Source organism: Nocardia sp. NPDC047654, from assembly GCF_043205035.1.
Taxonomy (GTDB): domain Bacteria; phylum Actinomycetota; class Actinomycetes; order Mycobacteriales; family Mycobacteriaceae; genus Nocardia.
In genome coordinates this window covers 627,718-652,774 of sequence record NZ_JBIDDF010000002.1, presented here as the reverse complement: position 1 = coordinate 652,774, position 25,057 = coordinate 627,718, and the positions used below count along the sequence as shown (strand labels likewise).

The 25,057-nt window shown below is 69.2% G+C and carries 21 protein-coding genes; 12 read left to right on the top strand and 9 right to left on the bottom strand.

Annotation, left to right across the window (positions count from 1 at the left end; translation table 11 throughout):
- Positions 1 to 10 precede the first annotated feature (10 nt).
- From ACGF7Y_RS11365 to ACGF7Y_RS11355, 3 genes are read right to left on the bottom strand one after another with little or no spacing between them, the layout of a single operon-like run.
- A complete protein-coding gene (locus ACGF7Y_RS11365; protein ID WP_393232174.1) occupies positions 11 to 670 on the bottom strand; it encodes a TetR/AcrR family transcriptional regulator in 660 nt (219 codons plus the stop codon).
- Positions 655 to 1,419, bottom strand: a complete 765-nt coding sequence (locus ACGF7Y_RS11360; RefSeq protein ID WP_393232171.1) for a crotonase/enoyl-CoA hydratase family protein — start codon at positions 1,417 to 1,419, stop codon at positions 655 to 657. Before ACGF7Y_RS11360 ends, ACGF7Y_RS11365 begins: the two co-directional genes overlap by 16 nt.
- A complete protein-coding gene (locus ACGF7Y_RS11355; protein ID WP_393232168.1) occupies positions 1,416 to 2,945 on the bottom strand; it encodes an acetyl-CoA acetyltransferase in 1,530 nt (509 codons plus the stop codon). The genes ACGF7Y_RS11360 and ACGF7Y_RS11355 overlap by 4 nt, the downstream gene beginning before the upstream one ends.
- 118 nt (positions 2,946 to 3,063) lie before the next feature.
- Between ACGF7Y_RS11355 and ACGF7Y_RS11350 the strand changes: the two genes are divergently transcribed.
- The 4 genes from ACGF7Y_RS11350 to ACGF7Y_RS11335 all read left to right on the top strand — a co-directional run bounded on the left by ACGF7Y_RS11350 (position 3,064) and on the right by ACGF7Y_RS11335 (position 7,112).
- Positions 3,064 to 3,807: a crotonase/enoyl-CoA hydratase family protein gene (locus tag ACGF7Y_RS11350; protein WP_393232165.1), complete on the top strand. Its 744-nt coding sequence runs from the start codon at positions 3,064 to 3,066 to the stop codon at positions 3,805 to 3,807.
- A 166-nt stretch (positions 3,808 to 3,973) separates the two neighbouring features.
- On the top strand, positions 3,974 to 5,080 hold the full coding sequence (locus ACGF7Y_RS11345) for a DUF4185 domain-containing protein (protein WP_393232163.1): 1,107 nt from the start codon (positions 3,974 to 3,976) through the stop codon (positions 5,078 to 5,080).
- Between the two features lie 96 nt (positions 5,081 to 5,176).
- Entirely contained in the window at positions 5,177 to 6,388 is a 1,212-nt protein-coding gene (locus ACGF7Y_RS11340; RefSeq protein WP_393232160.1) for an erythromycin esterase family protein, read from the top strand.
- A 49-nt stretch (positions 6,389 to 6,437) separates the two neighbouring features.
- Entirely contained in the window at positions 6,438 to 7,112 is a 675-nt protein-coding gene (locus ACGF7Y_RS11335; protein ID WP_062972997.1) for a bifunctional 2-polyprenyl-6-hydroxyphenol methylase/3-demethylubiquinol 3-O-methyltransferase UbiG, read from the top strand.
- Positions 7,113 to 7,116: 4 nt separating this feature from the next.
- On the opposite strand, the gene ACGF7Y_RS11330 is transcribed toward ACGF7Y_RS11335, so the two are convergent.
- Positions 7,117 to 7,707 carry an alpha/beta family hydrolase gene (locus ACGF7Y_RS11330; protein WP_393232158.1) on the bottom strand — a complete coding sequence of 197 codons (591 nt, stop codon included), beginning with the start codon at positions 7,705 to 7,707 and terminating at the stop codon, positions 7,117 to 7,119.
- 733 nt (positions 7,708 to 8,440) lie between these two features.
- On the opposite strand from ACGF7Y_RS11330, the gene ACGF7Y_RS11325 reads away from it, so the two are divergent.
- From ACGF7Y_RS11325 to ACGF7Y_RS11315, 3 genes are all read left to right on the top strand, one after another.
- The gene (locus tag ACGF7Y_RS11325; RefSeq protein ID WP_062972999.1) at positions 8,441 to 10,276 is read left to right on the top strand and encodes an acyl-CoA dehydrogenase; all 1,836 of its coding nucleotides are present in this window, start codon (positions 8,441 to 8,443) and stop codon (positions 10,274 to 10,276) included.
- A 188-nt stretch (positions 10,277 to 10,464) separates the two neighbouring features.
- Positions 10,465 to 11,217, top strand: coding sequence for a helix-turn-helix domain-containing protein (locus ACGF7Y_RS11320; protein ID WP_393232155.1), 753 nt, complete (start codon positions 10,465 to 10,467; stop codon positions 11,215 to 11,217).
- Positions 11,218 to 11,254: 37 nt separating this feature from the next.
- Positions 11,255 to 12,340: a DUF4185 domain-containing protein gene (locus ACGF7Y_RS11315; protein ID WP_393232152.1), complete on the top strand. Its 1,086-nt coding sequence runs from the start codon at positions 11,255 to 11,257 to the stop codon at positions 12,338 to 12,340.
- A gap of 71 nt (positions 12,341 to 12,411) precedes the next feature.
- Here the strand turns inward: ACGF7Y_RS11315 and ACGF7Y_RS11310 are convergent, their stop codons facing one another.
- The gene (locus ACGF7Y_RS11310) at positions 12,412 to 14,310 is read right to left on the bottom strand and encodes a VanW family protein (protein WP_393232149.1); all 1,899 of its coding nucleotides are present in this window, start codon (positions 14,308 to 14,310) and stop codon (positions 12,412 to 12,414) included.
- Positions 14,311 to 14,625: 315 nt separating this feature from the next.
- Here ACGF7Y_RS11310 and gnd point away from each other — a divergent pair, with 315 nt between their 5' ends.
- Positions 14,626 to 15,654 carry a phosphogluconate dehydrogenase (NAD(+)-dependent, decarboxylating) gene (gene gnd / locus ACGF7Y_RS11305; protein WP_393232147.1) on the top strand — a complete coding sequence of 343 codons (1,029 nt, stop codon included), beginning with the start codon at positions 14,626 to 14,628 and terminating at the stop codon, positions 15,652 to 15,654.
- A 70-nt stretch (positions 15,655 to 15,724) separates the two neighbouring features.
- On the opposite strand, the gene ACGF7Y_RS11300 is transcribed toward gnd, so the two are convergent.
- Complete coding sequence (locus tag ACGF7Y_RS11300) at positions 15,725 to 17,047, bottom strand: acetyl-CoA C-acetyltransferase (protein ID WP_393232145.1); 1,323 nt, start codon at positions 17,045 to 17,047, stop codon at positions 15,725 to 15,727.
- A gap of 209 nt (positions 17,048 to 17,256) precedes the next feature.
- On the opposite strand from ACGF7Y_RS11300, the gene ACGF7Y_RS11295 reads away from it, so the two are divergent.
- Together ACGF7Y_RS11295 and ACGF7Y_RS11290 are read left to right on the top strand one after the other, a co-directional pair.
- Complete coding sequence (locus tag ACGF7Y_RS11295) at positions 17,257 to 18,615, top strand: 3-oxoacyl-ACP reductase (RefSeq protein ID WP_393232143.1); 1,359 nt, start codon at positions 17,257 to 17,259, stop codon at positions 18,613 to 18,615.
- Positions 18,612 to 19,502 (top strand): MaoC family dehydratase, encoded by an 891-nt coding sequence (locus ACGF7Y_RS11290; protein ID WP_393232141.1) that lies wholly within the window; start codon positions 18,612 to 18,614, stop codon positions 19,500 to 19,502. Before ACGF7Y_RS11295 ends, ACGF7Y_RS11290 begins: the two co-directional genes overlap by 4 nt.
- A 100-nt stretch (positions 19,503 to 19,602) precedes the next feature.
- Here ACGF7Y_RS11290 and ACGF7Y_RS11285 read toward each other — a convergent pair whose 3' ends face one another.
- From ACGF7Y_RS11285 to ACGF7Y_RS11275, 3 genes are all read right to left on the bottom strand, one after another.
- Complete coding sequence (locus ACGF7Y_RS11285; protein ID WP_393232138.1) at positions 19,603 to 20,841, bottom strand: DUF5685 family protein; 1,239 nt, start codon at positions 20,839 to 20,841, stop codon at positions 19,603 to 19,605.
- Positions 20,842 to 20,953: 112 nt separating this feature from the next.
- The gene (locus ACGF7Y_RS11280) at positions 20,954 to 21,553 is read right to left on the bottom strand and encodes a TetR/AcrR family transcriptional regulator (protein ID WP_040870930.1); all 600 of its coding nucleotides are present in this window, start codon (positions 21,551 to 21,553) and stop codon (positions 20,954 to 20,956) included.
- A gap of 99 nt (positions 21,554 to 21,652) precedes the next feature.
- Positions 21,653 to 22,813: a glycoside hydrolase family 3 N-terminal domain-containing protein gene (locus tag ACGF7Y_RS11275; RefSeq protein WP_393232135.1), complete on the bottom strand. Its 1,161-nt coding sequence runs from the start codon at positions 22,811 to 22,813 to the stop codon at positions 21,653 to 21,655.
- A 549-nt stretch (positions 22,814 to 23,362) separates the two neighbouring features.
- Here ACGF7Y_RS11275 and ACGF7Y_RS11270 point away from each other — a divergent pair.
- Entirely contained in the window at positions 23,363 to 23,836 is a 474-nt protein-coding gene (locus ACGF7Y_RS11270; RefSeq protein ID WP_393232133.1) for a universal stress protein, read from the top strand.
- A 69-nt stretch (positions 23,837 to 23,905) separates the two neighbouring features.
- Positions 23,906 to 25,000, top strand: a complete 1,095-nt coding sequence (locus tag ACGF7Y_RS11265) for an isochorismate synthase MenF (RefSeq protein ID WP_393232130.1) — start codon at positions 23,906 to 23,908, stop codon at positions 24,998 to 25,000.
- Positions 25,001 to 25,057 lie beyond the last annotated feature (57 nt).

Sequence of the window (25,057 nt, the reverse complement as noted above, 5' to 3'; positions counted from 1 at the left end):
TCCGGCCGGTTCAGTCCGCGGGCGGATCGAGCAACGTGTCCGCGTCCGCCGTGCCGAGCAGGACGCGCACGGCGTTCCCCCATCGGTGCCGCAGGAGCCGGTTGCGGGACAGGTCGCCGGTGAGCAGCACGCGCAAGGCCTGGCCGGTCATGATCTCGATGGTGAACTCGGTGATCGTCGGAACCCGGGGATCGGCCGGGAATTCGCGCCGGAAGCTGTCGCGGATGCTGGTGTGCATCAGTTCGAACAGGCGGACCTCCAGCGGCAGGAACGCCGCTCGCAGTTCCGGATCGGTCCGCGCGCCGACCCACATCTCCAGCGCCGCCCAGAACGACGGGCCGCTGAGCATCCGCATGGTCAGCTCGACGGCCGTCTCCAGCCGGTCCGCGCCGTCCGGAATGGCCTCGAATTCGCTTGTCAGCTGGTCGAATCGACGCCGCGCCACGTGCTCCACGGCACCGGCGAGCAGGTCGGCCCTGGTGGGGAAGTAATGCTGCAACGTCCCCCGCGGCACATCCGCCCGTTTCTGCACCTCGAGCGTGGTGGTGCCCGCGTAACCGACCTCGACCAGGCTCTCCACCGCCGCGTCCAGCAGCCGCGTGCGCATGCGCTCCCTGCGCTGCGCCTGCGGCTGCCGGACGTGTCCCGCGCCCGTCAGCGGCCCTGCCACTGCGGCTCGCGCTTCTGCGCGAACGCCAGCGCCCCTTCGGCGGCGTCCTTGGACAGCAGTGCGGGCAGGGCGATCTCGCCCTGTTTCGCGAACGCCTCGGCGACCGTCCAATCCGGCGACTCGTCGATGATGCGCTTGCTCGCGGCCACCGCGAGCGGAGCGGCGGCGGCGATCTCGGCCGCGAGCTCGAGCGCGACCGACAGCGCCGCCCCCGGTTCGGTGACCCGATTGACCAAGCCGAGCTGGAGGAGCCGCTCGGCGCCGATACGGCCGCCGGTGAGCGCGAGTTCGGCGGCGGTGCTGCGCGGCAGCCGCTGGGTCAGGCGAAGCACGCCACCGCCCGCGGCCACCAGACCGCGCTTGACCTCGGGGATGCCGAACTGCGCGTCGCGCGCGGCGACGATGAGATCGCCCGCGAGCGCCAGCTCGAAACCACCCGCCAGCGCGAAGCCTTCGACCGCGGAGATCATCGGCTTGGCCGGGGGCTTCGCCGTGATGCCGAGCGGACCGCGGCGTTGCGTCATCGGCATCTCGCCTTTCGACGCGGCGACGAGATCCATTCCGGCGCTGAAGGTTCCGCCCGCACCGGTGAGCACGAGCACGCGCGCGGCGTCGTCGGCCTCGAACTCGTCGACGGCGGCCTCGATGGCCTGCGCGGCGGCCAGGTTGATCGCGTTGCGCGCTTCGGGACGGTTGACCGTCAGCACGGTGATCGCGTCGCGCCGCTCGATAAGGACGGGATCCGTCATCGGGCGCTCCTCTCGGTGAGCAGGGTGAAGGTGTCCGCGGCGATCTCGGCGGCCGTTCCGAGCGGATCGCCCGCGGTGAACGCCGCGAGGGTGTCGGCATCCGACGCCCGGACCAGTATGCGGGTCCCCTCGGGTGTCAGCGCGCTCACCACAACGGCTTCCGGCTCGTCGGCGCGGTCCGGCGCCGGGCCCTTGCGATAGGCGACGGTGTACGCCTCGACCCAGGCGGGACCGGTGTACCCGGGCGCAGGTTCGCGCCGCGCCGCGGGCACCTGAGCCTCGATCGCACGGAACAGCCGCTCGGGCGGCCTGGCCGAATACACGCCGACACCGTGCTTGGTGCTGTACCAGCCGAGTGCCGTCGCCAGGCCGTAGGCGCCCGGGTCCGCGCGCAGCATGCCGGCCAGCGTCGCGATCGAATGCGTCGTGTAGTTGTTGCCCGGCCCGCCCGCGAAGGTGAGACCGCCGGTGACCGACAGCGGCCGGGACGGATCGTCGATCGGCAGGCCGAGTTCCTCGGCGGCGATCTGCACCGCGACCGGGAAACAGGAGTAGAGGTCGATGTGCGCGACATCGTCGATCCCGATTCCCGCCGCACCCAGCGCCGCTTTCCCCGCCGCGGCGATGGCGGGAGAGCGGGACATGTCCGCGCGCTCGGAGACGAACCACTCGTCGGTCGCGGTGGCGCCCGCGTGCGGGAACACCCACCGGTCCCGGGGCACACCGGCGGCGTCGGCCGCCGCCGCGCTGCACAGGATGAGCCCGGCGCCCAGATCGACGGTGAGGTTCGCGATCATCAGCTTGGGGTAGGGCGTCGACACCATCCGATTGTCGGGCGCGGGTGTCACCAGGTCGGCGGCGGCATGCACGGTCGGCTGCCACGCGTACGGATTGCGCGCCGCGATCTCCGACAGCCGCGACCACAGCGCGCCGATCCGCTCGCGGTGCGCGGCCTCACCCGACCCGAGGCGGTGGCGTAGCGCCGTCTCCATGAGCGCGTAGAAGTACACCGGACCCCACAGGCCCGCGGCGGTTTCCATGTCCGAGTTCGGCCCGCGATCGGAGCCGATGACCTCGTCGGGACCCACGTCCTCCGGCTGCTCCGGCCAGTCCACCGCCGTGCCGGTGCGGGTGGCCGCGTTCCCGGAGTACACCGCTTCGGACCCGGTGAGCAGCGCGACGTCCGAGCGGCCGTCGGCGATGGCCTGCGCGACCGTGTTGAGCAGCCGCTGCGGTGCGTCGCCGCCGAAACGCACCGACTGCACGGTCCGCCTCGGAGTGGCGCCCAGATCGGCGGCGACGAGCGCGCCCAGATCGCCGTAGGGGCGGCTGACCGGGGCGACGGCGGCGATCAAGTCGGCCGACCGCAGCAGACGGTCACCGACTCCGCTGTCGGCGCCCGCGCGGCGCAGGGACTGCGCGGCGAGTTCGACCGGGCCGGGCAGACCCGGCTCACCCGGTCGGTGTACGACCTGCCCGGCGCCGACGAGCACCGGCGTCCTCGGATCCATTCCGGCTGGCAGCATGCGTCCTCCGCTCCATAACCGTCAACATTGACGGTAATTCGGTTCCGATTAGAACAGAGCCCGCGCGCGCGAGCAACAGCGCGGGCGGCAACAACTGACCGGTGAGTAAGATCGGAGGATGGGCAGCAACATCGCAGTGCGGTTCGACGACCACCGCGCGTACGTCACGCTCGATCGGCCGGACAAGCACAACGGCCTGACCATAGACATGCTTCGCGAGCTGGTTGCCAGCGCGAAGCTGGTGGCCCGGCGTGGCGACGTGCGGGCGGTCATCCTGTCCGGGAAAGGCCCAAGCTTCAGCAGCGGCCTGGACGTCGCGGCAGCCACTAGCGATCCTCTGGCAATCATCCGGAACTTCGTTCCGCTGCCTTGGCGCGGCACCAACGCCTTCCAAGAGGCGTGCTGGGCTTGGCGCCGCCTGCCCGTGCCGGTGATCGCCGCGGTGCACGGGCGCTGCTTCGGCGGCGGACTCCAGCTCGCGCTCGCCGCGGACATCCGTTTCGCCACCCCCGACGCCGAGTTCTCCGTCATGGAGACCAAGCACGGCCTGGTCCCGGACATGACCGGAGCGGCAACGCTGTCCAGGCTGATCGGCATCGACAAAGCCCTCCTGCTCACGATGACCGCGGATACCGTGGACGCCGCCTACGCCGCCGAGATCGGCTTGGTCACCGAGCTGACCGCGGACCCGGTCGCGGAGGCCGAGAAACTGGCCGACCAGATCTCGACGCGGTCACCGCATGCGGTCGCCTCCGCCAAGCGACTGTTCGATAAGTCGTGGCAAGCATCCCCCCGGCGAACCTTTGCCATCGAGCGCGCGGCCCAACTGCCGCTGATCCTTCGCAAAGCGCTCGATAGATAGCTGTAAATTCGCCAGAAGCGCCCAGCCGACTGGTTCCGCTGCTACCATTTGCACGATTTGCCAGCCAGTCGACTAGTGGTGCGCGGCACGCTGCGAAGGGTCTGTGTATCGCGGGACGTCCATGGTTCGCACCGCTCTCGGGAAGAAACCGGAGGGCTCACAGACAGTGATCAAGACCGCATCCTTCCTACTCTCGGCGCTGGCGGGTGTCTCGGCCCTGCTCTTCACGGCGACCACCCCCGCCATCGCCAACCCGAACGCCATCAATCCGATTCCGGTACTCAACGGCACGACGGGATTGCCGAACCTGCTCGGCCGCACCAAAGCGGTGTTCCAGGTGACCGGCATGGCCAGCCCGAACAACACCCAGAGCTATAACGTCCTCGGCACCGATCTCGGCATCATGTGGGACAACGGGCAGGGTGAAATGCTCACCGCGTTCGGCGACACCGCCGGCGTCGGCTTCCCGAATCTGCTCGCGGGCAGCATGTGGGCCTGGCGCAGCAATATCCTGCTGCGCAGCCACACCACGAACCCGGCCGAAGGCATCTTCTTCGACAGCGCGGTACGCGATATCTTCGGCCAGGCCCGCGATCTGATCCCGAGCCCGAAGATTCCGTTCCTGGAGATCAGCCGGATCCCTACCGCGGGCATCTCGGTCAACGGCGTGCAGTACATGAGCCTGATGTCGGTGAAGACCTGGGACGACGTCGGTCAGTGGAGCACCAATTTCTCCGGCCTCGCCACCTCCGGGGACAACGGCGAGAACTGGGCCGAACTGCCGGAAACGCGGCGCAACAACGAGGGCGGAAACGCCAACTTCCAGATGAACGCCTTCCTCGCCGACGGCGGATACATCTACGAATACGGCACCCGATCCGGGCGCAATCACACCGCTCACGTCGCTCGCGTACACGCGCAGGACATCGGGAACCTCGCCGAATACGAATACTGGGACGGCGGCGCCTGGCGAAAGAACGACGTGAACGCCGCCGCGCCGATCATGTGGGGCGTCGGCGAACTCTCGGTGATGTACAACGCCTATCTCGGGCAGTACATCTCGCTCACCACCGACCAATTCAACTCCGTGGTGATGCGGCGCGCGCCGGCCCCGGTCGGCCCGTGGAGCGATCCCGAAGTGCTGATCGATACGCGCGAATTGCCCACCGCGTACGCACCCGCGATCTTCCCGTACCAGACCGGGCGCGATCTGTACTTCCTGACGACGGTGCACAGCCAGTACAACGTCGTGCTGATGCGCACGACGCTGTAGCTCGCGGACCGGCGATCCGGCGCGGAGCTTGACCTCAACAATGGTTCATATACGAGGCTGCTTCGCGTTGGATCGTTCACGTTTCCGGGAGGCATCATGCTCAGCACCACCGTCGAAGACGTCCGCGCTTGGCTGCGCGACAACGCCGTCGCGATCGATAGCTCCGACCCCGGCTCCTCCGGTTCGGATCTGGACGCTTTGATCGCTCGGCTCGGCGCCGCCACGGTGGTCGGACTGGGCGAGTCCACGCGGTTCTCCCGGCAGACCTTCGGTGTGCGTGAGCGGTTGTTCCGCGGACTGGTCGAACGGCATGGCTTCCGCGCGTTGGCGATTCAGGACAGCGCGCGTTCCGGCGCGCGCTGGGATCGGTTCGTCACCACGGGCGATGGCGATCCGGAAACGGTGCTCGCCGGCGCCTGGCGCCCGTGGCGAACCGAGGAATCGGTGGCCACACTGCGCTGGATCCGCGCCTGGAACCTGGCACATCCGGAAGACCCGGTGCGGATCTTCGGCGTCGAACCGCCCCGCGCCGAGCCGAGCGACTACGACGCGGTGCTCGACTACGTGCGCCGTGCGGCTCCAGACCGGTTCGCCGCGATCGAGACGCACCTCGCGCCGATCCGCACCGCCCACCAGGTCGATGAGCACGTTCAGCGCCACCAGGGCATCCACCCGGGCCGCCCATTCGCCGAACACGCCGAAGACGCCCTCGCGCTGCTGGCCGAGTTGCCGGAAACGAGCGAGCGCGCCACCGCACTCGCCCATGCCCGTCTGATCCTCGACTTCCACCGGTCCAGCGTCGCGAGTCAAGGGTTCGCCCGGGACGAACGGCCCTCGGCCGAGACGGTGCTGCGCTGGCAGCGCTCCACCGGCGCCGAGATCGTCTACTGGGACGGGCTCGCGCACACGACCAGCCTTCCGATCGTTTACGACACGGCCGAATTCCGCGGCGCCGGAAGCTATTTGCGTGATCATCTGGGCGACGGATACGTGTCCGTCGGCATCGGGTTCCATCACGGCGACCTCGGTATGGCCGTGGCGCCCGCCCCGTCGCCGGACCTGGTCGACGCGGCACTGGGCGAGGTAGAGCTGCCCGCCTACTACCTGGACCTGCGCGCCACGGCGCCGGAACCGGTGCGTGACTGGCTGACCGGCCCGGTGAAGCTGCGCACCATCAGCGGCGTCTACGACCCGGCCGCCGACGCCACCGCGAACATCCGGCTCTCCTCGCTCGCCGCCGCGTTCGACGTGCTGATCCACGTGCGCGAGACCACGCCCGTGCATTGGCTCTCGCAGGTATCGGACTGACTCGAGCAACCCTCGGGGGCGCGGGCCGCGCGATCAATAGACTCGGAATATGGATGCGGCCGACTGGGATGAGCGCTACGCGCAAACGGAATTGGTCTGGGGCGCACCGCCGAACAACACCGTGGTGGAACACGTCTACGGGTTGGAACGCCGTGCGCCACTCCAGGCCGCCACACCCGAGGGGGAGGCGCCGGAGTTCCCCCGTGCCCTCGATCTGGCGTGCGGTGAGGGCCGCAACGCTCTCTGGCTCGCCACGCACGGCTGGCAGGTGCATGCCGTCGACTATTCCCAGGTGGGCATCGACAAAGGCCGCACCGTGGCCTCGCGCCTGTCCCGCTCGGTGCGCCACCGCATCAGCTGGCAGTGCGCCGACGTCACCGACCTGGATGAGGCGGAGATCACCGGCCCGTTCGAGCTGGTCTTGATGGTCTTCCTGCACTTGCCCGCCGAGCAGCGCGGCGCGCTGGTCCGCAAGGCGGCCGGCTTGCTGGCTCCGGAAGGCACCCTGCTCGTGCTCGGCCACGACACCACCAACATCACCGACGGCTGCGGTGGTCCGCAGGACCCTTCCATCCTCTTCACGCCCGACGACATCGTCGCCGACCTCGGTCCCATGGCGGCGGCAGGGCGAATCCGGGTGCGCATCGCCGACCGCGTCTACCGGCCGACCGAGACCGGCGACGCCATCGACGCCCTGGTCATCGCCACCCGGCCGGCCGACTAGGGGTTCAGGACCAGCGCTCCAGCCAGGGGGTCACGGTCTCGGCGATCAGGTCGAAGCCCGCGCGGAAGGCGTGCGGCTGGCCCGGGATGACGCGGACCTCGGCGGCGTCGGCGGGATCGGGTATCCCGAACGGATCGTTGGCGCCGTTGACGACCACCACTTCGATGTCACCCGGCGCGAGCAGCTCGTCCCGGCGCGAGTTCTCCGGTTTGCCCGGCGGATGCAGCGGGAACGACAACGCGAGCACACCGCGGGCCCGCGCCGCGACCGCCGTTCTACAGGCGACCCGCGCCCCGTTGCTCCGCCCACCTTGGATCAGCGGAATGCGTCTGCGACCACGCAACCGAGCGACGACCTCGAGCCAAGCCTCGTCCTGCTTGACCGCCGACCCCGGCGCACGCCGCCCAGCGACCCGATACGGCTGCACCACCCGCGCGACCCCACCCCCCAGCCGCAGTGCGGCATCCCGCACCGCGAGCAAGTCCTTCGCCTCCACCCCACCGCCCGCGCCATGCGTGAGCAGCAGCAGGAACGCGGGCCTGCGCGGCTGTTCGAGCTCGACCTCGGCCGGCCCGGCACTCGTCTCGATCAGCATCGTGCTCATTCTGCCCCGCCGGTTCCTCGACACCAGGGAGGCTGTGGCATCCGCACGATCAACCCACCGGCCGGCCCGGCATCACCCGAATGCGGAACGCGGCGGCGCGAGCGCTCGGCGAACCATAAGCACCGGAGCCAGGCAGCCCTGGGACCGAGTGCACCGTGTCCGGCCACCCACATCGACGCTCCGCCGAGCCCAAGCCGAGCGCGGCCCCTCCCCAACGCACCCCAGATCCGGCGGATAGTCCGGATCCTCGTCACCGTGCGCGGCCTACGAAATGTCCGCCACCCGCAGTAACGGGGCGGTGCACCTCTCGACTCGCCACCCATGTCACGCGCACCGAGTCCTTCCTTCTGGTGCGCACGCGCCCGGCGCACCTCGACTCCCGGTTTCGAGCGAAGCGAGACCGAGCATGCGCCCGTTCGCGGCCCGGCTCGCGTTTGCGCGGCCGTCGCGTACGCGACGAAGGAGCAAGCGGCGGTCGCGCAAACGCGAGCCATCAAGGGGCCGCGAACACGCCGCGACGAAGTCGCGGCCGATCAGACACTGTAAAACTCGTCACATTGCCTGCTCAGCTCTTTGCGCATTCATTACCGGCCGGTAATATGGCAGATAAGTTACCCGCGAGTAGCATGCGGAAAACCGGCACGACTACCCCGGTGGAGCGAACAACGGGCGGGAACGGCAACCATACCGACCGCACCAACTCAACGGAGAGTGAGTACTGACAATGGGTCACTACAAGAGCAACGTCCGCGACCTGGAGTTCAACCTCTTCGAGGTCCTCGGCCTCGGGTCGATCCTGGACAGCGGCGCCTACGGCGATCTCGACACGGACACCGTGAAGGAGATGCTGAACGAGGTGCGTCGCCTGGCCGAGGGTCCGCTCGGTGAATCGTTCGCCGACGCCGACCGCAACCCGCCGGTCTTCGATCCCGCGACCCACACCGTCGCACTGCCCGAGTCGTTCAAGAAGAGCTACCGCACCCTGCAGGACGGCGGCTGGGACCGGCTGGGCATCGCCGAGGAGCTGGGCGGCCTGCCGATCCCGCGCGCGGCCTACTGGGCCGTCGCCGAGCTGATCCTGGGCGCGCAGCCCGCCGCCTTCATGTACGCCGCGGGCCCCGGCTTCGCGAACATCTTCTACAACAACGCCACCGAAGAGCAGAAGGGCTGGGCGAAGATCGCCGCCGAGCAGGGCTGGGGCGCCACCATGGTGCTGACCGAGCCCGACGCCGGTTCCGACGTGGGCGCGGGTCGCACCAAGGCGATCAAGCAGGAAGACGGCACCTGGCACATCGAGGGCGTCAAGCGGTTCATCACCTCCGCCGACTCCGATGACCTGTTCCCGAACATCATGCACCTGGTGCTGGCCCGCCCCGAGGGCGCCGGACCGGGCACCAAGGGCCTGTCGCTGTTCTTCGTACCGAAGTTCCACTTCGACCACGAGACCGGCGAACTCGGCGAGCGCAACGGCGTCTTCGTCACCAATGTCGAGCACAAGATGGGCCTGAAGGTCTCGGCCACCTGTGAGGTCACCTTCGGCGGCCACGGCATCCCGGCGAAGGGCTGGCTGGTCGGCGAGGTGCACAACGGCATCGCGCAGATGTTCGAGGTCATCGAGCACGCTCGGATGATGGTGGGCACCAAGGCCATCGCGACCCTGTCGACCGGTTACCTGAACGCGCGGGACTACGCCAAGGAGCGGGTCCAGGGCGCCGACCTGACCAAGATGACCGACAAGGCCGCGCCCCGCGTGTCCATCACCCACCACCCGGACGTCCGTCGTTCGCTGGCCACCCAGAAGGCGTACGCCGAGGGCCTGCGCGCGGTGTACCTCTACACCGCCGCCCACCAGAACGCCGATGTGGCCCAGCTGGTCTCCGGCGCCGACGCGGATCTGGCCGCTCGGGTCAACGACCTGCTGCTGCCGATCGTCAAGGGCGTCGGCTCGGAGCGGGCCTACCAGTACCTGACCGAGTCGTTGCAGACCTTGGGCGGTTCCGGCTTCCTGCAGGACTACCCGATCGAGCAGTACATCCGCGACGCGAAGATCGACTCGCTCTACGAAGGCACCACCGCCATCCAGGCGCAGGACTTCTTCTTCCGCAAGATCGCCCGCGACCGTGGCGTCGCACTGGCCCACGTGGCCGGTCAGGTGCAGAAGTTCATCGACGCCGAGGCCGGCAACGGTCGCCTCAAGGGCGAGCGCAAGCTGCTGGCCACCGCGCTGGAGGACGTGCAGGCCATGGCCGCCACGCTCACCGGCCACCTGATGGGCGCCCAGGAGCAGCCGAGCGAGCTGTACAAGGTCGGCCTCGGGTCGGTGCGCTTCCTGCTCTCCGTCGGCGACCTGCTGATCGGCTGGCAGCTGCTGCGCCAGGCCGAGGTCGCCATCGCGGCCCTCGACAACGGCGCGACCGGCGCCGACGAGGCGTTCTACAACGGCAAGATCGCGGTCGCGCAGTTCTTCGCCCGCAACGTCCTGCCGGAGCTCACCGCCACCCGCGCGGTGCTGTCCAACCTGGACAACGACATCATGGAGCTGGACGAAGCCGCGTTCTGACGCTCTGCGACACGGCACAACGGCCCGGAGATCATCTCCGGGCCGTTGTCGTCTAGATTTGTCGTTTCGTGACGTTCGATCACCGCTCGACGCCGATCCTCTCCGGTAGATTGCGTGCTCCCGGGGGGCAGCAGGAACCTCCCCCTTCACACGGTTCGACACGAGAATTGTCGGCAGAGGTGCCCGAGGTGACGCGCAACGCAACTGGCATCGGCGCTTATCTGCGCGAGCGACGCCTCGCCGCGGGGCTCCCGTCCGCCCATCTCGCCCAGCGCGCCGGCCTTACCGAAGCGGTGCTGGAGCAGGTCGAAACAGGTGCGGTAGCACCGGATCACGCCTTGCTCCAGCAGTTGTTCGACGCGCTCGAGGTGCCGATCTGGTACCGCAAACACATCGTCGTGCTGACTTTGCCGAACTTTTTCACGGCCGCCTACGGCCCCGGTCCCGACGCGCCGACTCCGGACGACCGTGCCGACCTGCACAGCCTCCCCGACCCGGCCTGTTACCAGCGGATGCCCACGCAGGATCTGGTGGAGGCCAACTCCGCCTACGAACGCGCCTTCCCGGGGGCGGTCGCCCGGGGAAACGTACTGGAGTGGATGTTCCTCGACGCGGCGGCTCGGCGGGTGATGGTGGAGTGGGCCGTAGAGGCGCACCTCCTGGTCGACGCCTTCCGCATCCTTTCCCCGCTCGCCCCGCGCGAGCGCGTGGAGCAGATCGCCGAACGCTGCCGCCGCTCCCCCGATTGGGACCGCATGTGGACCACCGAAGTGCGCGCCGCGGACATCCCCCGCCGCAGCTTGCAGGTGCGTGACCTCGCCACGCGCCGGATCCGCTCGATGAGCATGCGGGTCTACAGCCCCGAACTCCCGGAACGGCCGTGGTGGCTCTACCGGCTGGTGACGATCGGCCGAACGCGCGGAGCACACGCGTCGATGTAGGCGACAGCGTGGCGGCCAGCGGGCAGAATGACCCAGCATGACCCGATCGCTGTCCGCCCTCGCCCGAACCGGCGCGCTCGCCGCGATCCTCGCGCTGGCCGTGGCCGCGCCCGCCGGAGCCGACCCGAACAACGTCATCCCCATCCCGGCGCTCAACGGCATTCACGGCCTGCCCGAGCTGCCCGGACCGACCGAAGCGGTGTTCCAGGTGACCGGCATGGACAGCCCGAACCGCACGCAGAGCGTCAACGTGCTCGGCACCGACCTCGGCATCATGTGGGACGACGGCAACGGCCGGATGATCACCGCCTTCGGCGACAGCGCCGGCATCGGCGTACCCAACCTCCTCGCGGGCAGCATCTGGGCCTGGACCAGCAACGTGCTGTTCCGCAGCTCCACACACGACCCGGCCGCGGGCATCGTCTTCGACGATGTGGTCCCGAACCCCTTGCCCAGCCCCAAGATTCCCGGCATCGAGATCAGCCTCATCCCCACTGCGGGCATCTCGGTGGGCGGAGTGCAGTACATGAGCATGATGTCGGTGCGCGAGTGGGGTGATCACGGGAAGTGGCACACCAACTTCTCCACCCTCGCCTCCTCCGGTGACGGCGGCAGCACCTGGACGCAGCTCACCCACACGCGCCGCGCCAACGTCGACGGTCACGAGAACTTCCAGCAGAACGCCTTCCTGAAAGCGGGCGGCTACGTCTACCGCTACGGCACGCCGGCGGGCCGCAACAATCCCGGATTCGTCTCCCGCGCGAAGGAATCCGATATCGCGAATATCGATGCCTACGAATACTGGGACGGCAAGGAGTGGAAGCCCACCGACGCCAAGACCGCGGCCCCGATCGTCGGTGGCGTCGCCGAACTGTCGGTGATGTGGAACGAATACCTGGGTCAGTACGTGATGCTGACCACCGACCCGGCCAACAGCGTCGTCCTGCGCACCGCGCCCGCTCCCGAAGGGCCGTGGAGCGAACCCCGCGTCCTCATCGACGCCCGTTCCCTTCCCACCGCCTACGCACCCATGATCTTCCCTTACCAGACCGGCCGCGATCTCTACTTCCTGGTCACCCAGCACACCCAGTACAACGTTCTGCTGATGCGAACGCCGTTGTGAGGAAGCGGGAATCCGTCCTGTTCAATGCGTGAGAGGACGGACTCGCTCATCGTGGGTCAGCGGCTGTTCGCTCACTCGCACTTCACCACCGGGATCGGGTCGTACTTCACCGTGCGGGTCTTGCGGGAGACTTCGCGGCCCGTTTTGCGGTCGGTGATGACGCGGGTGTCGGAGATGGTGAAGCCGGGGGCGCCTTCGGAAGCGATGCAGTCCTTGCCCTTGGGCAAGGTGACGGTGTTGGGTTCGGTCGGTTTGGTCTTCTCACCCGTGATGGATTCGACATCGACCGTCTTGGTCCCCCACAGGCGGACGGTGATGTCGGAGTCGGTCGCGAACGTCTCGATGTAGATGCCGGTTTGGGTGTTGTTGCGGAATTTCAGGTCGATCGCGCCGTCGAAGACGGTTGCTTCGCGGGCGGCAGGGTAACGGGAGATGTAGTAGCTGTGCTCGGTGTGGCCCGCGTCCTCGAGACCGGCGAAATACGCCGCGTTGTAGAGCGTGGTGGCGAACTGGCTGATGCCGCCGCCGACCGCGGTGCTGGGACGGCCGTGGTCGATGATGCCGGATTCGACATATCCCTCGGCGGTACCGCGCGGGCCGGTGAAATCGTTGAGCGAGAACGTGTCTCCCGGCTTCACGATCGCGCCGTCGACCTTCCTGGCGACGGTGCGGATATTGACGCCGGAGGGACCGCTGAACCCGCTGGTGGTGAACGATCCGACGGTCTCGATCACGCCGAGGCCCTGCGCGGCCTCGGTGGTCAGTTTCGGTTCGATCCGCTCGTAGACCACCTGCGCGGTCCGCTCGCCCGGTGCGGTCAGCAGCGCGGTGAACTGTTCGAAGGTCTTCGGCCAGTTGATCTTGTCCCCGACCACGGCGGGTACGACCGACGGCTTGCCGCCCGACACCGCGAACGTCGCGTCCTTCGGCTCGACTTCGGTGGTGGCCAGTTGCGGCGCGAGCAGACCGATCGCGGCGTCCTGATTCACCGAGACGGCGAGACCGCCCTGCCCGTCCGGCCCGAAGGCCAGGACGGACGCGATCTGCTGGGGATCGAGCCGCGCCGCACCACCTTTGCCCGCGAACGCGATCGGCGTCCGCACAGCGGGCCGAGCGATCTCGCGCAGGGCTTTGTCCACCGCTTCCGGACGCACCTGCAACGGCGCGGGGACAACGGGCAGGTCCACCGTAGTCCCGGTGATCCACCGGTCGGCCAATTCCGTACGCGCGGCGGCGATGTCGAGGACCCGACCCGGAACGGGAGGCACCGCAACGGGTTCGGCCTTGTCGAAGGTGATGGTGCCGTCGACCGAGGCCCGGTCGTGCACCCGCAACTCGGTGAGCTGACGATCAAGCGCCGGTTCGTCGATCGCGCTGACGATCGACACCTCGCGCGTGGCGAAGACGGAGGCGAGGCGGGTGAACGGGTTGAGCGGCTGCGAGCCGATCCGCGACCAGGTGGCGTCCCAGTCCACGGCCAGTCCGGCGGCGCTCGGCACGATGCGGGTCTGCACGTCGCCGATGCGCAGCGGCAGCTCCCTGGCCGCCCTCGGGTCGAGTTCGGCGCGCAAGCGGGCGTCGGCGGCGGAGGTGTCCATGCCGCCCACGTCGACACCCGCGACGACGGTGCCGCGCGGTACCTCGCCCGAGGAAAGCATCAGGTCGACCACGTAGCCGAGCCCCGCGACCGCCAATACGGCGCCGACCGCGATACCCACCCTGCGCACGAGCGCGCTGTCCAAGCGCTTCGGCGGCGGGGTGGAGATCGGACGACGCGCGGACGCACGGCGGGGTGCCGGGGGCGCGGACCGGCGCGGGGTAGTTTGCAGGGGCTGCGTAGGCTGCGCGTCGCCGCTCCATGCGACCGACCGGTCCGATTCCGGAGGCCGCTCCGCCCCGAGGAGCTGGCGCCATCCGACTTCGCCACCAGGATGTGGGCCGCGTCCTCCGGTGCTCGGCTGGCTCGTCACGAACCGTCCTCCCCGTTCGATTGAATTGTGGACCCGCGTCGATGCGAGTCCCCATCACGATAGTGGTCCTGCCGTCAGCGATCGGCACAGCACGGACATAGCGCACATCCCGCGCAAAGAACCGGGTACACCACACAAAGAGGCACCGCGCAGTTGCCGGGTCGGGGGTCTGGCAACTGCGCGGAGCCGACCTGTTTATCGGACCGTCGCGGGCGGCGTTACACCCGCGAGCCCAACCGTGATCGATCCCACGCGGGAGAATCGAACAGGACGATCCCGCCGCAACACTTCGCATAGGCAAGGGAGATGGATGGCATGCAGCTGGGAATGATCGGCCTCGGCCGGATGGGCGCGAACATCGTGCGCCGCGTCGTCGAGGACGGGCACACCGCGGTCGGATACGAACGGCGCTCCGCCCACATCGACGAACTGCGCGCGGAACTCGGTGACGGCTTCCGGGGCAGCACCGATCTCCCCGAGTTCGTGGGCATGCTGGAGACCCCGCGCGTGGTCTGGGTGATGATCCCGGCCGGCGCGACCGGGGCGGTGATCGAGCAGGTCGCCGAACTGCTCGAGCCGGGCGACATCGTCATCGACGGCGGCAACAGCCGCTACCACGAGGACCTCGAGCGCGCCGCGAAGCTGCGGCCCAAGGGCATCCACTACGTGGACATCGGCACCTCGGGCGGGGTGTTCGGCCGCACCCGCGGCTTCTGCCTGATGATCGGCGGCGAGTCCGAGCCGGTGAAGCACCTGGACCCGCTGCTGAAATCCATCGCGCCGGGCGTCGGGGCGGCGGAGCGGACACCGGGACGCACCGGCGAACCGTCCACCGCCGAACTCGGTTACCTGCACTGCGGGCCGGTGGGGGCGGGTCACTTCGTGAAGATGGTGCACAACGGCATCGAGTACGGGGCGATGGCCGCCTACGCCGAAGGATTGAACGTGCTGCGGCGAGCCAACTACGGGGCCGAGCACACGGGCGAGTTCTCCGCGGAGGAGACGCCGCTGGAGCACCCCGAGTACTACCAGTACGACCTCGACGTACCGGAGATCACCGAGGTGTGGCGGCGCGGGTCGGTGGTCGCGTCCTGGTTGCTCGATCTCACCGCCGCCGCACTGCACGCGGACCCGAACCTGGACTCCTACAGCGGCCGGGTGTCCGATTCCGGCGAGGGCCGCTGGACGATCGATGCCGCCATCGACACCGGGGTACCCGTGCCCGTGCTGTCGTCCGCCTTGTTCGCGCGATTCTCCTCGCGGGGCGAAGCGCTGTACGCGGACAAAGTGCTCTCGGCGATGCGCAAAGCCTTCGGCGGGCATCTCGAACTGCCCGGCGAGTAGGCGAAACGCGAAGGTGGTCCGGCCGGAAATCCGATCGGACCACCTTCGTGGTGTGCGACTACGCCCGCGGTCAGCGCTCCAGGATGGCGACCACGCCTTGGCCGCCCGCGGCGCAGATGGAGATCAGCGCGCGGCCGGAGCCCCGCTCGGCCAGCATTTTCGCGGTGGAGGCGACGATACGGCCGCCCGTCGCGGCGAAGGGGTGGCCCGCGGCCAGCGACGAGCCGTTGACGTTGAGCTTGCTGCGATCGATCGACCCGAGCGCGCCGTCGAGGCCGAGGCGCTCCTTGCAGTAGGCGTCGGACTCCCACGCGGCCAGGGTGGCCAGCACCACCGAGGCGAACGCCTCGTGGATCTCGTAGTAGTCGAAGTCCTGCAGGGTCAGGCCATTGCGGGCGAGCAGGCGCGGCACCGCGTAGGTCGGCGCCATCAGCAGGCCGTCGGGGCCGTGGATGTAGTCGACCGCGGCGACCTCGCTGTCGACCAGGTGAGCCAGCACGGGCAGCTTGTGCTCGGCGGCCCACTCCTCGCTGGACAGCAGCACCGCGGAGGCGCCGTCGGTCAGCGGGGTGGAGTTGCCCGCGGTCATGGTCGCGTCGCCCGCCTTGACCCCGAAGACCGGCTTCAGCGTCGCCAGCTTCTCGATCGAGGAGTTCGGGCGCAGGTTGTCGTCCCGGGTGAGGCCGAGGAACGGCGTGATCAGATCGTCGAAGAAACCGCGGTCGTAGGCGGCCGCCATGTTCTTGTGCGACAGGTAGGCCAGCTCGTCCTGCGCCTCGCGCGGGACACCGAACTCCTTGGCGGTGATGGCGGCGTGCTCACCCATGGACAAGCCGGTGCGCGGCTCGGCGTTGCGCGGGATCTCGATGCCGAGCATGCTCGGGCGCAGCTGGCCGACCAGCTTGAGGCGGTCTTTGCCGGTCTTGGCGCGGTTGGCGTCGAGCATCCATTCGCGCATGCCCTCGCTCACCCCGATCGGAGCGTCGGAGGTGGTGTCGGTGCCGCCGCCGACACCGGCTTCGATCCGTCCAGCGGCGATCGCGTCACCGACGGTGACGATCGCCTGCAGTCCGGTGCCGCAGGCCAGTTGCAGGTCGTGCGCCGGGGTGTACGGGCTCAGCTTGCTGCCGAGCACGCTCTCCCGGATCAGGCCGTGCTCGCCGACGCGCTTCAGCACGGCGCCGCCGACGACCATGCCGAGCCGCTCGCCCTGCAGGCCGAAACGGCTGACCAGCCCGTCCAGCGCGGCGGTGAACATGTCCTGGTTGGAGGCGCGGGCGTACGCCTTGTCGGAGCGAGCGAACGGAATCCGGTTGCCACCCACGATCGCGACCGGACGGGTGGTCTTACCGGTCTTGGCGGTGCTCTTCGCCGAACGGGCTTTGCTAGTCACTCGAGTCTCCAAGGTCTCGTGGATGGATGTCCCGGCGGCCCGGTCGAGCGCGGACATTCCGCACTGCTCGGCGCCCCGTCGCGGTTGTTTACATTAAACTTACTCTGGAGTAAGTTTAATGTCGATACGTACCCCCGCAAAAGTGCGCCAGCAGACCATGCCGGGGCGACCCCAGACCCGAGAGACAGAACTCAGAAAAGGTAGGAATAGTGGCAGCCAGCAAGAGCAAGGGTGCTCCCAACCTCTATGGATCGTTCGTACACTCCGCACCTGGCGCGTTCCTGGCCAGCAAGCTCGGCCTTCCGAAGCCGGAGACACTGCGCCGCCACGTCAAGGGCGAGCCGCCGCTGTCGGGCCCGGTGCTGATCGGCGGTAAGGGCCGGGTCGCCGAGCCGGTGCGCGCCCTGCTGTCGGACTACGACTTCGCCGACGCGCTCAGCCAGGGCACCAAGTACGGCGCCCTGGTGTTCGACGCCACCGGCATCGGCTCCATCGAGGACCTCTCCCAGCTGTTCGAGTTCTTCCAGCCCGCCCTGCGCAGCCTCACCGCGTCCGGGCGCATCGTGGTCATCGGCACCACGCCCGAACTGGCGGGCGGCGTGGACGAGCAGATCGCGCAGCGCGCGCTGGAGGGCTTCACCCGCTCGGTGGCCAAGGAATTGCTGCGCGGCTCGACCGCTCAGCTGGTCTACCTGCACCCCGAGGCGTCCGCCGCGGCGACCGGCCTGGAATCGACCCTGCGCTTCCTGCTCTCGGCGAAGTCCGCGTTCGTCGACGGCCAGGTCATCCGGGTCGGCAAGGACGACGCGAGCGCACCCGCCGATTGGGACCGTCCGCTGGCGGGCAAGGTCGCCGTGGTGACCGGTGCGGCGCGCGGCATCGGCGCGACCATCGCCGAGGTGTTCGCTCGCGATGGGGCCCAGGTGATCGTGGCCGACATCCCGGCCGCGGGCGAGGCGCTGTCGCAGACCGCGAACAAGGTGGGCGGCACCGCGCTCGCGCTCGACGTGACCGCGCCCGACGCGGCGGAGAAGCTGGCCGAATTCGCCACCGAGCGGTTCGGCGGCATCGACATCATCGTGCACAACGCGGGCATCACCAGGGACAAGCTGCTGGCGAACATGGACGAGGGCCGCTGGAACTCGGTCATCAACGTGAATCTCGCCGCGCCGCACCGGATCACCGAGGGCCTGGTGGCCAGGGGCGCGCTGAAGGAGGGCGGGCGCGTGATCGACGTGTCCTCGATCGCGGGCATCGCGGGCAACCGCGGCCAGACCAACTACGGCGCCTCCAAGGCGGGTGTCATCGGCATGGTGAACGCCGAGGCGCCGAAGCTGGCGGAGAAGAACATCACCATCAACGCCGTCGCGCCCGGTTTCATCGAGACCGCGATGACCGCCGCCATCCCGTTGGCCACCCGGGAAGCGGGACGACTGATGAGCTCGCTGCTGCAGGGCGGCCAGACCGTCGACGTCGCCGAGACCATCGCCTACTTCGCGAGCCCGGCGTCGAACGCGGTGACCGGCAACATCGTCCGGGTCTGCGGGCAGAGCCTGATCGGAGCATGATGACCCAGGCTCCGGCAGGCAAGGAGAAGACCCAGGTGATCACCCTCACCGAACCGCCGAAGAACAGCCGCCTGTTCGTCAAGGCGGCGCTCGGCGCGGTGCCGCTGCTGTCGGCGCGCAAGCCGGCGCTGCCGGACCGGGCGGTTCAGCTCGACGGACTGCGGGTGGACCCCGATCACCTGGCCGCCTACTGCCGCGCGACCGGTTTGCGGTTCGGCGACGCGCTGCCGCTGACCTATCCGTTCATCCTCACCTTCCCGCTGGCCATGCAGCTGGTGGTGGCGCGGGACTTCCCGTTCGTCGCGGTGGGCGCGGTGCACGCGCAGAACGTCATCGAGCGGACCCGGGACATCTCGGTGAGCGAGCCGCTGGACATCCGCACACACATCGAGAACCTGCGCGAGCACCCGAAAGGCCTGCTCGTGGACGCGATCAGCGATGTGAAGGTGGGTCGCGAGCTGGTGTGGCACCAGGTCACCACGTTCCTGCACCAGCAGCGCACCTCGTTGTCGGGCGGTCCGAAGCAGGAGCCCAAGCCGGACGAGGTTCCGCCGCCTCCGCTGCGCACGCTGCGGGTGGATCAGAAGACGATCACCCGGTACGCGGCCGCGTCCGGAGACCACAACCCGATCCACACCTCGGCGTTGGGCGCGAAGGCGTTCGGCTTCCCCCGGTCGATCGCTCATGGCATGTGGTCGGCGGCGACCGTGCTCGGCGCGGTCGAGGGCCGCATTCCGGAGCAGACCACGTACTCGGTCAAGTTCGGTAAGCCGATTCTGCTGCCCTCCACCGTCAACCTGTATGCCGATCAGGCCGAAGGCGGTTGGGACTTGGCGCTGCGCCATCCGAAGAAGGGTTACCCGCATCTGACGGCGACCCTGCGCTGAACAAGCCGGAGCCGCATTCCGCTTCACGCGAATCGGGATGCGGCTTCGCGCTTTCCAGTGGCATCGGCCGGCCTGCCGCCGCGCGTCCGTCGGGCACCGATCAGCAGTCGCATCCGCAGTCGCAGCAGTTGCAATCCCCGCAATCGCAGCAGCCGCAGTCACACTCGCCGCAATCGCTGCAATCGCAGTTCTTGATCCACGCGTCCTTGCGTTCACCGGTGCACGGTTGCGTGTGGTCGGCGCAGCACGCGTAGCCGGTGCAGTAGCCGCCCAGGACGAGCGTGAGGGATTCGCCGATACCCGGGCGACGAGTCGGCGGACGGTGGCCGCTTCTTCCGCGGGCGTGCGCGCGGACCTCGGCGTCGGGCGACACCGCGCACGTGTGGGCGGCGAGTGCGCCGAGCCCCCCGCCGAGCCGGCGCAGCACCGCGGTCAGCGGGTCGAGCAGCATCCAGCGGACGGTGGGCACCCGGCTGAGCTCGGCCGCCGCCACGGCGGCGCGCAGGCTCGAATTCGATTGCCGGAGCAGTTCGTAAGCCTCGGGCACGGTGGTGCCGGTGGCCGCGAGGGGGTTGAAGCGGTCATGGGCGGCGTCGTCGTCGTAGTCGGCGACGGCGTCGGCCAGATGCGCGATCCGCCCGAACTGCCAGCCCGCCTCGCGCAACGCATCGATATTGTCCGAGCGATCGGCCAGCACGGCGGTATGCGCGAAGAACGCCGACGCGCACAGCTGGGTCGGCGCGGTCAAGCGATCCAGCGGATCGGCCGACGGCGCCATCGCCGAGCGCCAGTGTGGCGAAGCGGCAAGCGATTCCGGCATCGATCCCGCGCCCGAACCACCTACGGCGACCAACTCTTTCGCTTCCCGCTCCAAGCGCACCTGCGCGGCGAGCGCGGCGACGAGCGGCTCGACGTCCAGGCCGATCCGCGCCGCACCCGCGCGCGCCTCCCGGTTCCATCGCGTCGCGGCTTTCGCCAGCGGCCCGCGGGCGATTGCGGAGACGTCACCGTCGTCCACGTGATCGCGAATCTTGGCCGATGCCAGCAGCAGTGACGCGGTGGTGGCGAGCTGGACGCCGGGTGAGTCGGCGGTGACCACCGACGCCCGGCGCATCCCGCGCAGCGGACACGGCGCCGCGGTGGTGCGTGCCGCGGAACCGGACTGCGCCTCGGTAAGCATGCTCAGCACCAGCGCGTCTTTGTTGGTGGTGGCGCGAGCGAGCTGACCGTGCCCGTCCCGCAACCCGAGACACAAACCGCACAGATGCGCCTGCCACTCGGCCGCATCGATTCCATACTTCTGAGCGCCGTGCGCACACGGCCTGAGCAACCCGAACACTTCCGCCCCGTTTCTCCCCGGCTCGATCGCGTGAGCCGGCCCGCTGTTTTGCGAACTCACGCACTGTGGCAGGAGGGCGGCGCCGAAGCAACCGAAACGGGCAAAAGGCGGGCTACTCGGTTTTCTTCCGGCCGGCCAGACCGCGCCAGGCCAGATCGTCGAGTAGGTCGACGGCCTCGGCGACCTCGATCCGGCCGCTGGCCAACCGGTCGGCGATGGCCTCGCCCGCGCCGATCACGGCGACCGCGACGACGTCGAAGTTCGTCCCGGGCTCGGCGTGCTTGGCGCTGGATTCCAGCAGTTTGGCGGTCAGCTCGATGACGCGTTCGCGCGCGTTCTCGATCTCCGAGGCGAACGCCTGCTGGCCGATGGCCTGCCGGTAGAGCACCTGCCAGGAGCGCCGGTTGCGGTCGACGAAGCCGAGGAAGCCCTCCAGCGCGGTGCGCACCTGCTCGTGCGGGGTGAGCAGCGGGTTGCCCGCGGGCGCGACGGATTCGATGAAGCGCAACCCTTCCCGCTGGATGCAGGCGCGGAACAGTTCGTCCTTGGAGCCGTAGTACAGATACAGCATCGGTTTGGAGATCTTCGCCTCGGCGGCGATCGCGTCCATCGACGTGTCGTGGAAGCCTTTACGCGAGAAGACCTCCACGGCGGCGTCGAGCATCTGCTGCTCGCGTACCGCCCGCGGAAGCCGCTTCGTACCGCCCGCCATCCACACTCCTACCACAGATGAATCTCATATATTACTCCAAGGTAAGTTCCGGCGGTCCGATTTGCTCACCGGTCGCCCGACTCGGCCGTGCGGCGCGCCTCAGCAGCGCGGCAGCGCACCCTTGAACGCGGCCACACGCAACACCGACGCGTCCACCTGCGCCATCGGCAGCCGTCCGCTCGACACCGCCTGCTCCAGCCGGTCGAGCACCTGCGGCACCGCGTCGGTGGTGATCCACAGGGCGCTGTCCGCACCGGCGACCAGCGCGGCTTCCACGGCGTCTTCGATCGACATCCGGCTGGTGATCGCCGCCATGCCGCCGAGGTCGTCGGTGAAGATCGGGCCCTGGAACGGCGCGGCGCCGTAGCCGCTGCCGTCGCGCAGCAACCGCATCGCCTCCGGGCTGATACTGGCCGGGACATCCGGTGTGGTCAGACCGGGCACGTCCAGGTGGCCGACCATCACGGCCGCGCCCGAGCCGATCAGGTTGCGGAACGGCATCAGGTCCACCTGCTGCATCTGGTCCAGCGGCGGGGTGCGCACCGCGCCGGTGTGCGAGTCGCCGGATCCGGAGCCGTGACCGGGGAAGTGCTTCATCACGGTGCCGACGCCGACCTCGCGCATCGCGCGGATGTAGGCGTCCGCGTAGCGGGTGACGACGTTCGGATCGTCGGAGAAGGAGCGGTCGCCGATGACCGAGTCGTCCGGCTGGGAACTGACGTCGACGTCGGGGGCGAAGTCCACCGTCACGCCGAGATCCTTCAGCGCACGGCCTCTGGTCACCGTCGCGTCGTAGAACTGCTCGGGGGTCATGGTCTGCGCCGTTTCCCGCGCCGACGGAGCCGCGCCGATCAGGTCGCGCACCCGCGAGACTCGGCCGCCTTCCTCGTCGATGGTCACCATCAGGGGCACCTTGGCGGCCTGCTTCACCTGGGCGATCCGGCCGGAGGCGAGCAGCGCCTGGTCGGTCCATCCGCCTACGAAGATGCCGCCGATCTGCTCGTCGCGCACCACGGTCGTGGCGTCGTCGGCGCCGGTGACGCCGACCGTCAGCAACTGCGCGAGTTTCGCGCGGGTGGTGAACTGTGCGAGATACCCGGCGTTGCAGTCCGGCGGCGCCGCGCTGGTGACGGGAATCGCCGCGGTGGTCGCTTCGGGCGTGGTGGTGCTCGATGACGCCGACTCGGTGGAGCCGCCGTTCGAGCAGGCAGTCGCGACGGCGGCGAGAACGGTGAGGACGAGCAGAGGCGTCTTCCGCATAGAGGTCAACCGTACTCGTGGTGACGTGCGCGACCGCAGTCGCTACGTCCCTACCGGACGGGTAACTCACGCACCGGTACCGAATCGTTGTCTCGCACTCGGCCATACCGGACCGATGGGTCACCGCCTTGCCCGCATCGTGATTTCGGCGGTCGGCGTTCGCCGCGCCCGCCGTCGCATGCGGGCCGGTCGCCCGAGACACTTCGCGTGGATCACGGTCGCTTGTCGTACCCGCCGACGCGGCGCGCCCGCCCGGTGGTCTCCAGCGCACAACTGAGTCGGACGCGGCGGCCCAGGCTCGCCCGGCCGATGGTTTCCAGCCGCACAGTCGAGTCGGACACATCCGCAGACCGACAGCCGGTAATCCCCAGCGGCGCGATCGGGTCGGACGCAGCGGCTCGCCCCGCCGCACCGACCCGACCCGGTCGTCCGCGCGACGGCACCTCGGGCTGACATTTACGCAGGTCACACCGCTTGACAAGCCGGTTCGAGCGGACCCGCACGGGGTAATCTCGAGGTGTCGCCGTGTGTCTCCCTCAGGAGGTCATCGTGCCCTGCGATCTGATGCTCATCGCCTACGACGGCTCCGAGAACGCCAAGCGGGCCGTCGAATACGCCGGGCGATTCCTCAGCGCGAACCGCGCCGTCGTGCTGACCGCCTGGGAGCCCATGGTGCGTCAAGCCGCTCGCCTGTCCGGGCTGTCGGGTGTCATGCAACCGGAATGGGTGCCGGACGACGAAATCGAGGACATCGCCTACGTCGACGCGCGCGCCACCAATGCCGAGGGTGTGCGGCTGGCCGAGATGGCGGGCCTGAACGCCGAGGCGCGCACCGCAGAATGCACCACCACCATCTGGAACGCCATCATCGATTGCGCCGACGAACTGGACGTCGACATCATCGTCGCGGGCACCCGTGGCGCCACCGGGATCCGCGCGCTGCTGCACAGCAGCGTCGCCGACGCCGTCCTCAGGCATTGCCACCGCCCGGTCCTGCTCGTCCCGCCCGGCAAGAATTCCTGACCCGCGCCCGGCGTGAGATCTGGATCGCTCCACCGCGATGGGGCGCGGCGACGGGGCTAGGTTGGGGTCATGGATGGGTTCCTGCTTGCTCGGGCCGACGGGGTTGTTCGGGGTCATGGGAGCCGGGTCTTCTTCGACGACGCGCAACGAGCGCGGGCCGCGCTGCGGGACGGCCGCGCGCGGCTGGTGGTCGGTGCGCTGCCCTTCGATCCACGCGAGCCCGCGGCGCTGAGCGTGCCGGAGCGCGCCGCGCACACCGCGGGACCATGGCGGCCCGCCGCACTGCCCGACCTGCCCGCGGTACGCGTGGTGACCGAGATACCGAGCCGGGCGGAGCATGTGGCGCGGGTGACCAAATTGGTCGAGCAGCTCAACGACCCCGCGCAACCGTTGCGCAAAGTGGTCGCGGCGCGTTCGGTGCTGGCCGAGGCACAGTCCGCCCTCGACCCGGAGGTCGTCGCGGGGCACCTGCTGACCAGGCACCCGCACGCGAACGTCTTCGCGGTCGATCTCACTCCCGCCGGACGCCCCGGCGCGACGCTGGTGGGCGCGACGCCCGAAGTGCTGATCGCCCGGCAAGGCGACCTGGTGACCTTGCGCCCGCTGGCCGGCACCGCGCCACGGCTGCTCGATCAAGGCGCCGATGCCGCGCAGGCCCGAGAACTGCTGGCCAGCACCAAGAATCGCGACGAGCACGCGTTCGTGATCGACTGGATCCGGGAGCGGCTCGGACCGGTCTGCGCCGACCTGTCGATTCCGGAGAGCCCGGAGCTGGTCAGCACCCCCGAGGTGTGGCATCTGGCGACGCCGATCACCGGGCGCCTGCGCGACACCACGATCAGCGCGCTGGACCTGGCGTTGCTGCTGCACCCCACGCCCGCGGTCTGCGGCACTCCCACCGATCTGGCACTGGACACCATCACACACATCGAGGACGACCGCGGTTTCTACGGAGGCGCCGTCGGCTGGTGTGCCGCGGACGGTGACGGCGCCTGGGTGGTCGCCATTCGCTGCGCGGAGCTCTCGGCCGACGGTCGTACGGTGCGGGCGTACGCGGGCGGCGGCATCGTGGCGGCCTCCGACCCGCAGGCGGAACTCGACGAGACCACCGCGAAGCTGCGCACCCTGCTCGGCGCACTGCACTGCGCTCTTCCCACCCGCTGACGCACCCGCTTCCGGGTGGCTCGGCGCGCGGTCTACCGGGCCGGCCGACGCGTGCTC

What these genes read in the sequence shown, in the direction of transcription:
- ACGF7Y_RS11360 (WP_393232171.1), bottom strand. Translation starts at nt 1,419, where the DNA reads ATGACGGATCCCGTCCTTATCGAGCGGCGCGACGCGATCACCGTGCTG.
- ACGF7Y_RS11355 (WP_393232168.1), bottom strand. Translation starts at nt 2,945, where the DNA reads ATGCTGCCAGCCGGAATGGATCCGAGGACGCCGGTGCTCGTCGGCGCC.
- ACGF7Y_RS11350 (WP_393232165.1), top strand. Translation starts at nt 3,064, where the DNA reads ATGGGCAGCAACATCGCAGTGCGGTTCGACGACCACCGCGCGTACGTC.
- ACGF7Y_RS11340 (WP_393232160.1), top strand. Translation starts at nt 5,177, where the DNA reads ATGCTCAGCACCACCGTCGAAGACGTCCGCGCTTGGCTGCGCGACAAC.
- ACGF7Y_RS11335 (WP_062972997.1), top strand. Translation starts at nt 6,438, where the DNA reads ATGGATGCGGCCGACTGGGATGAGCGCTACGCGCAAACGGAATTGGTC.
- ACGF7Y_RS11330 (WP_393232158.1), bottom strand. Translation starts at nt 7,707, where the DNA reads ATGCTGATCGAGACGAGTGCCGGGCCGGCCGAGGTCGAGCTCGAACAG.
- ACGF7Y_RS11325 (WP_062972999.1), top strand. Translation starts at nt 8,441, where the DNA reads ATGGGTCACTACAAGAGCAACGTCCGCGACCTGGAGTTCAACCTCTTC.
- ACGF7Y_RS11315 (WP_393232152.1), top strand. Translation starts at nt 11,255, where the DNA reads ATGACCCGATCGCTGTCCGCCCTCGCCCGAACCGGCGCGCTCGCCGCG.
- gnd (WP_393232147.1), top strand. Translation starts at nt 14,626, where the DNA reads ATGCAGCTGGGAATGATCGGCCTCGGCCGGATGGGCGCGAACATCGTG.
- ACGF7Y_RS11290 (WP_393232141.1), top strand. Translation starts at nt 18,612, where the DNA reads ATGATGACCCAGGCTCCGGCAGGCAAGGAGAAGACCCAGGTGATCACC.
- ACGF7Y_RS11280 (WP_040870930.1), bottom strand. Translation starts at nt 21,553, where the DNA reads ATGGCGGGCGGTACGAAGCGGCTTCCGCGGGCGGTACGCGAGCAGCAG.
- ACGF7Y_RS11275 (WP_393232135.1), bottom strand. Translation starts at nt 22,813, where the DNA reads ATGCGGAAGACGCCTCTGCTCGTCCTCACCGTTCTCGCCGCCGTCGCG.
- ACGF7Y_RS11265 (WP_393232130.1), top strand. Translation starts at nt 23,906, where the DNA reads ATGGATGGGTTCCTGCTTGCTCGGGCCGACGGGGTTGTTCGGGGTCAT.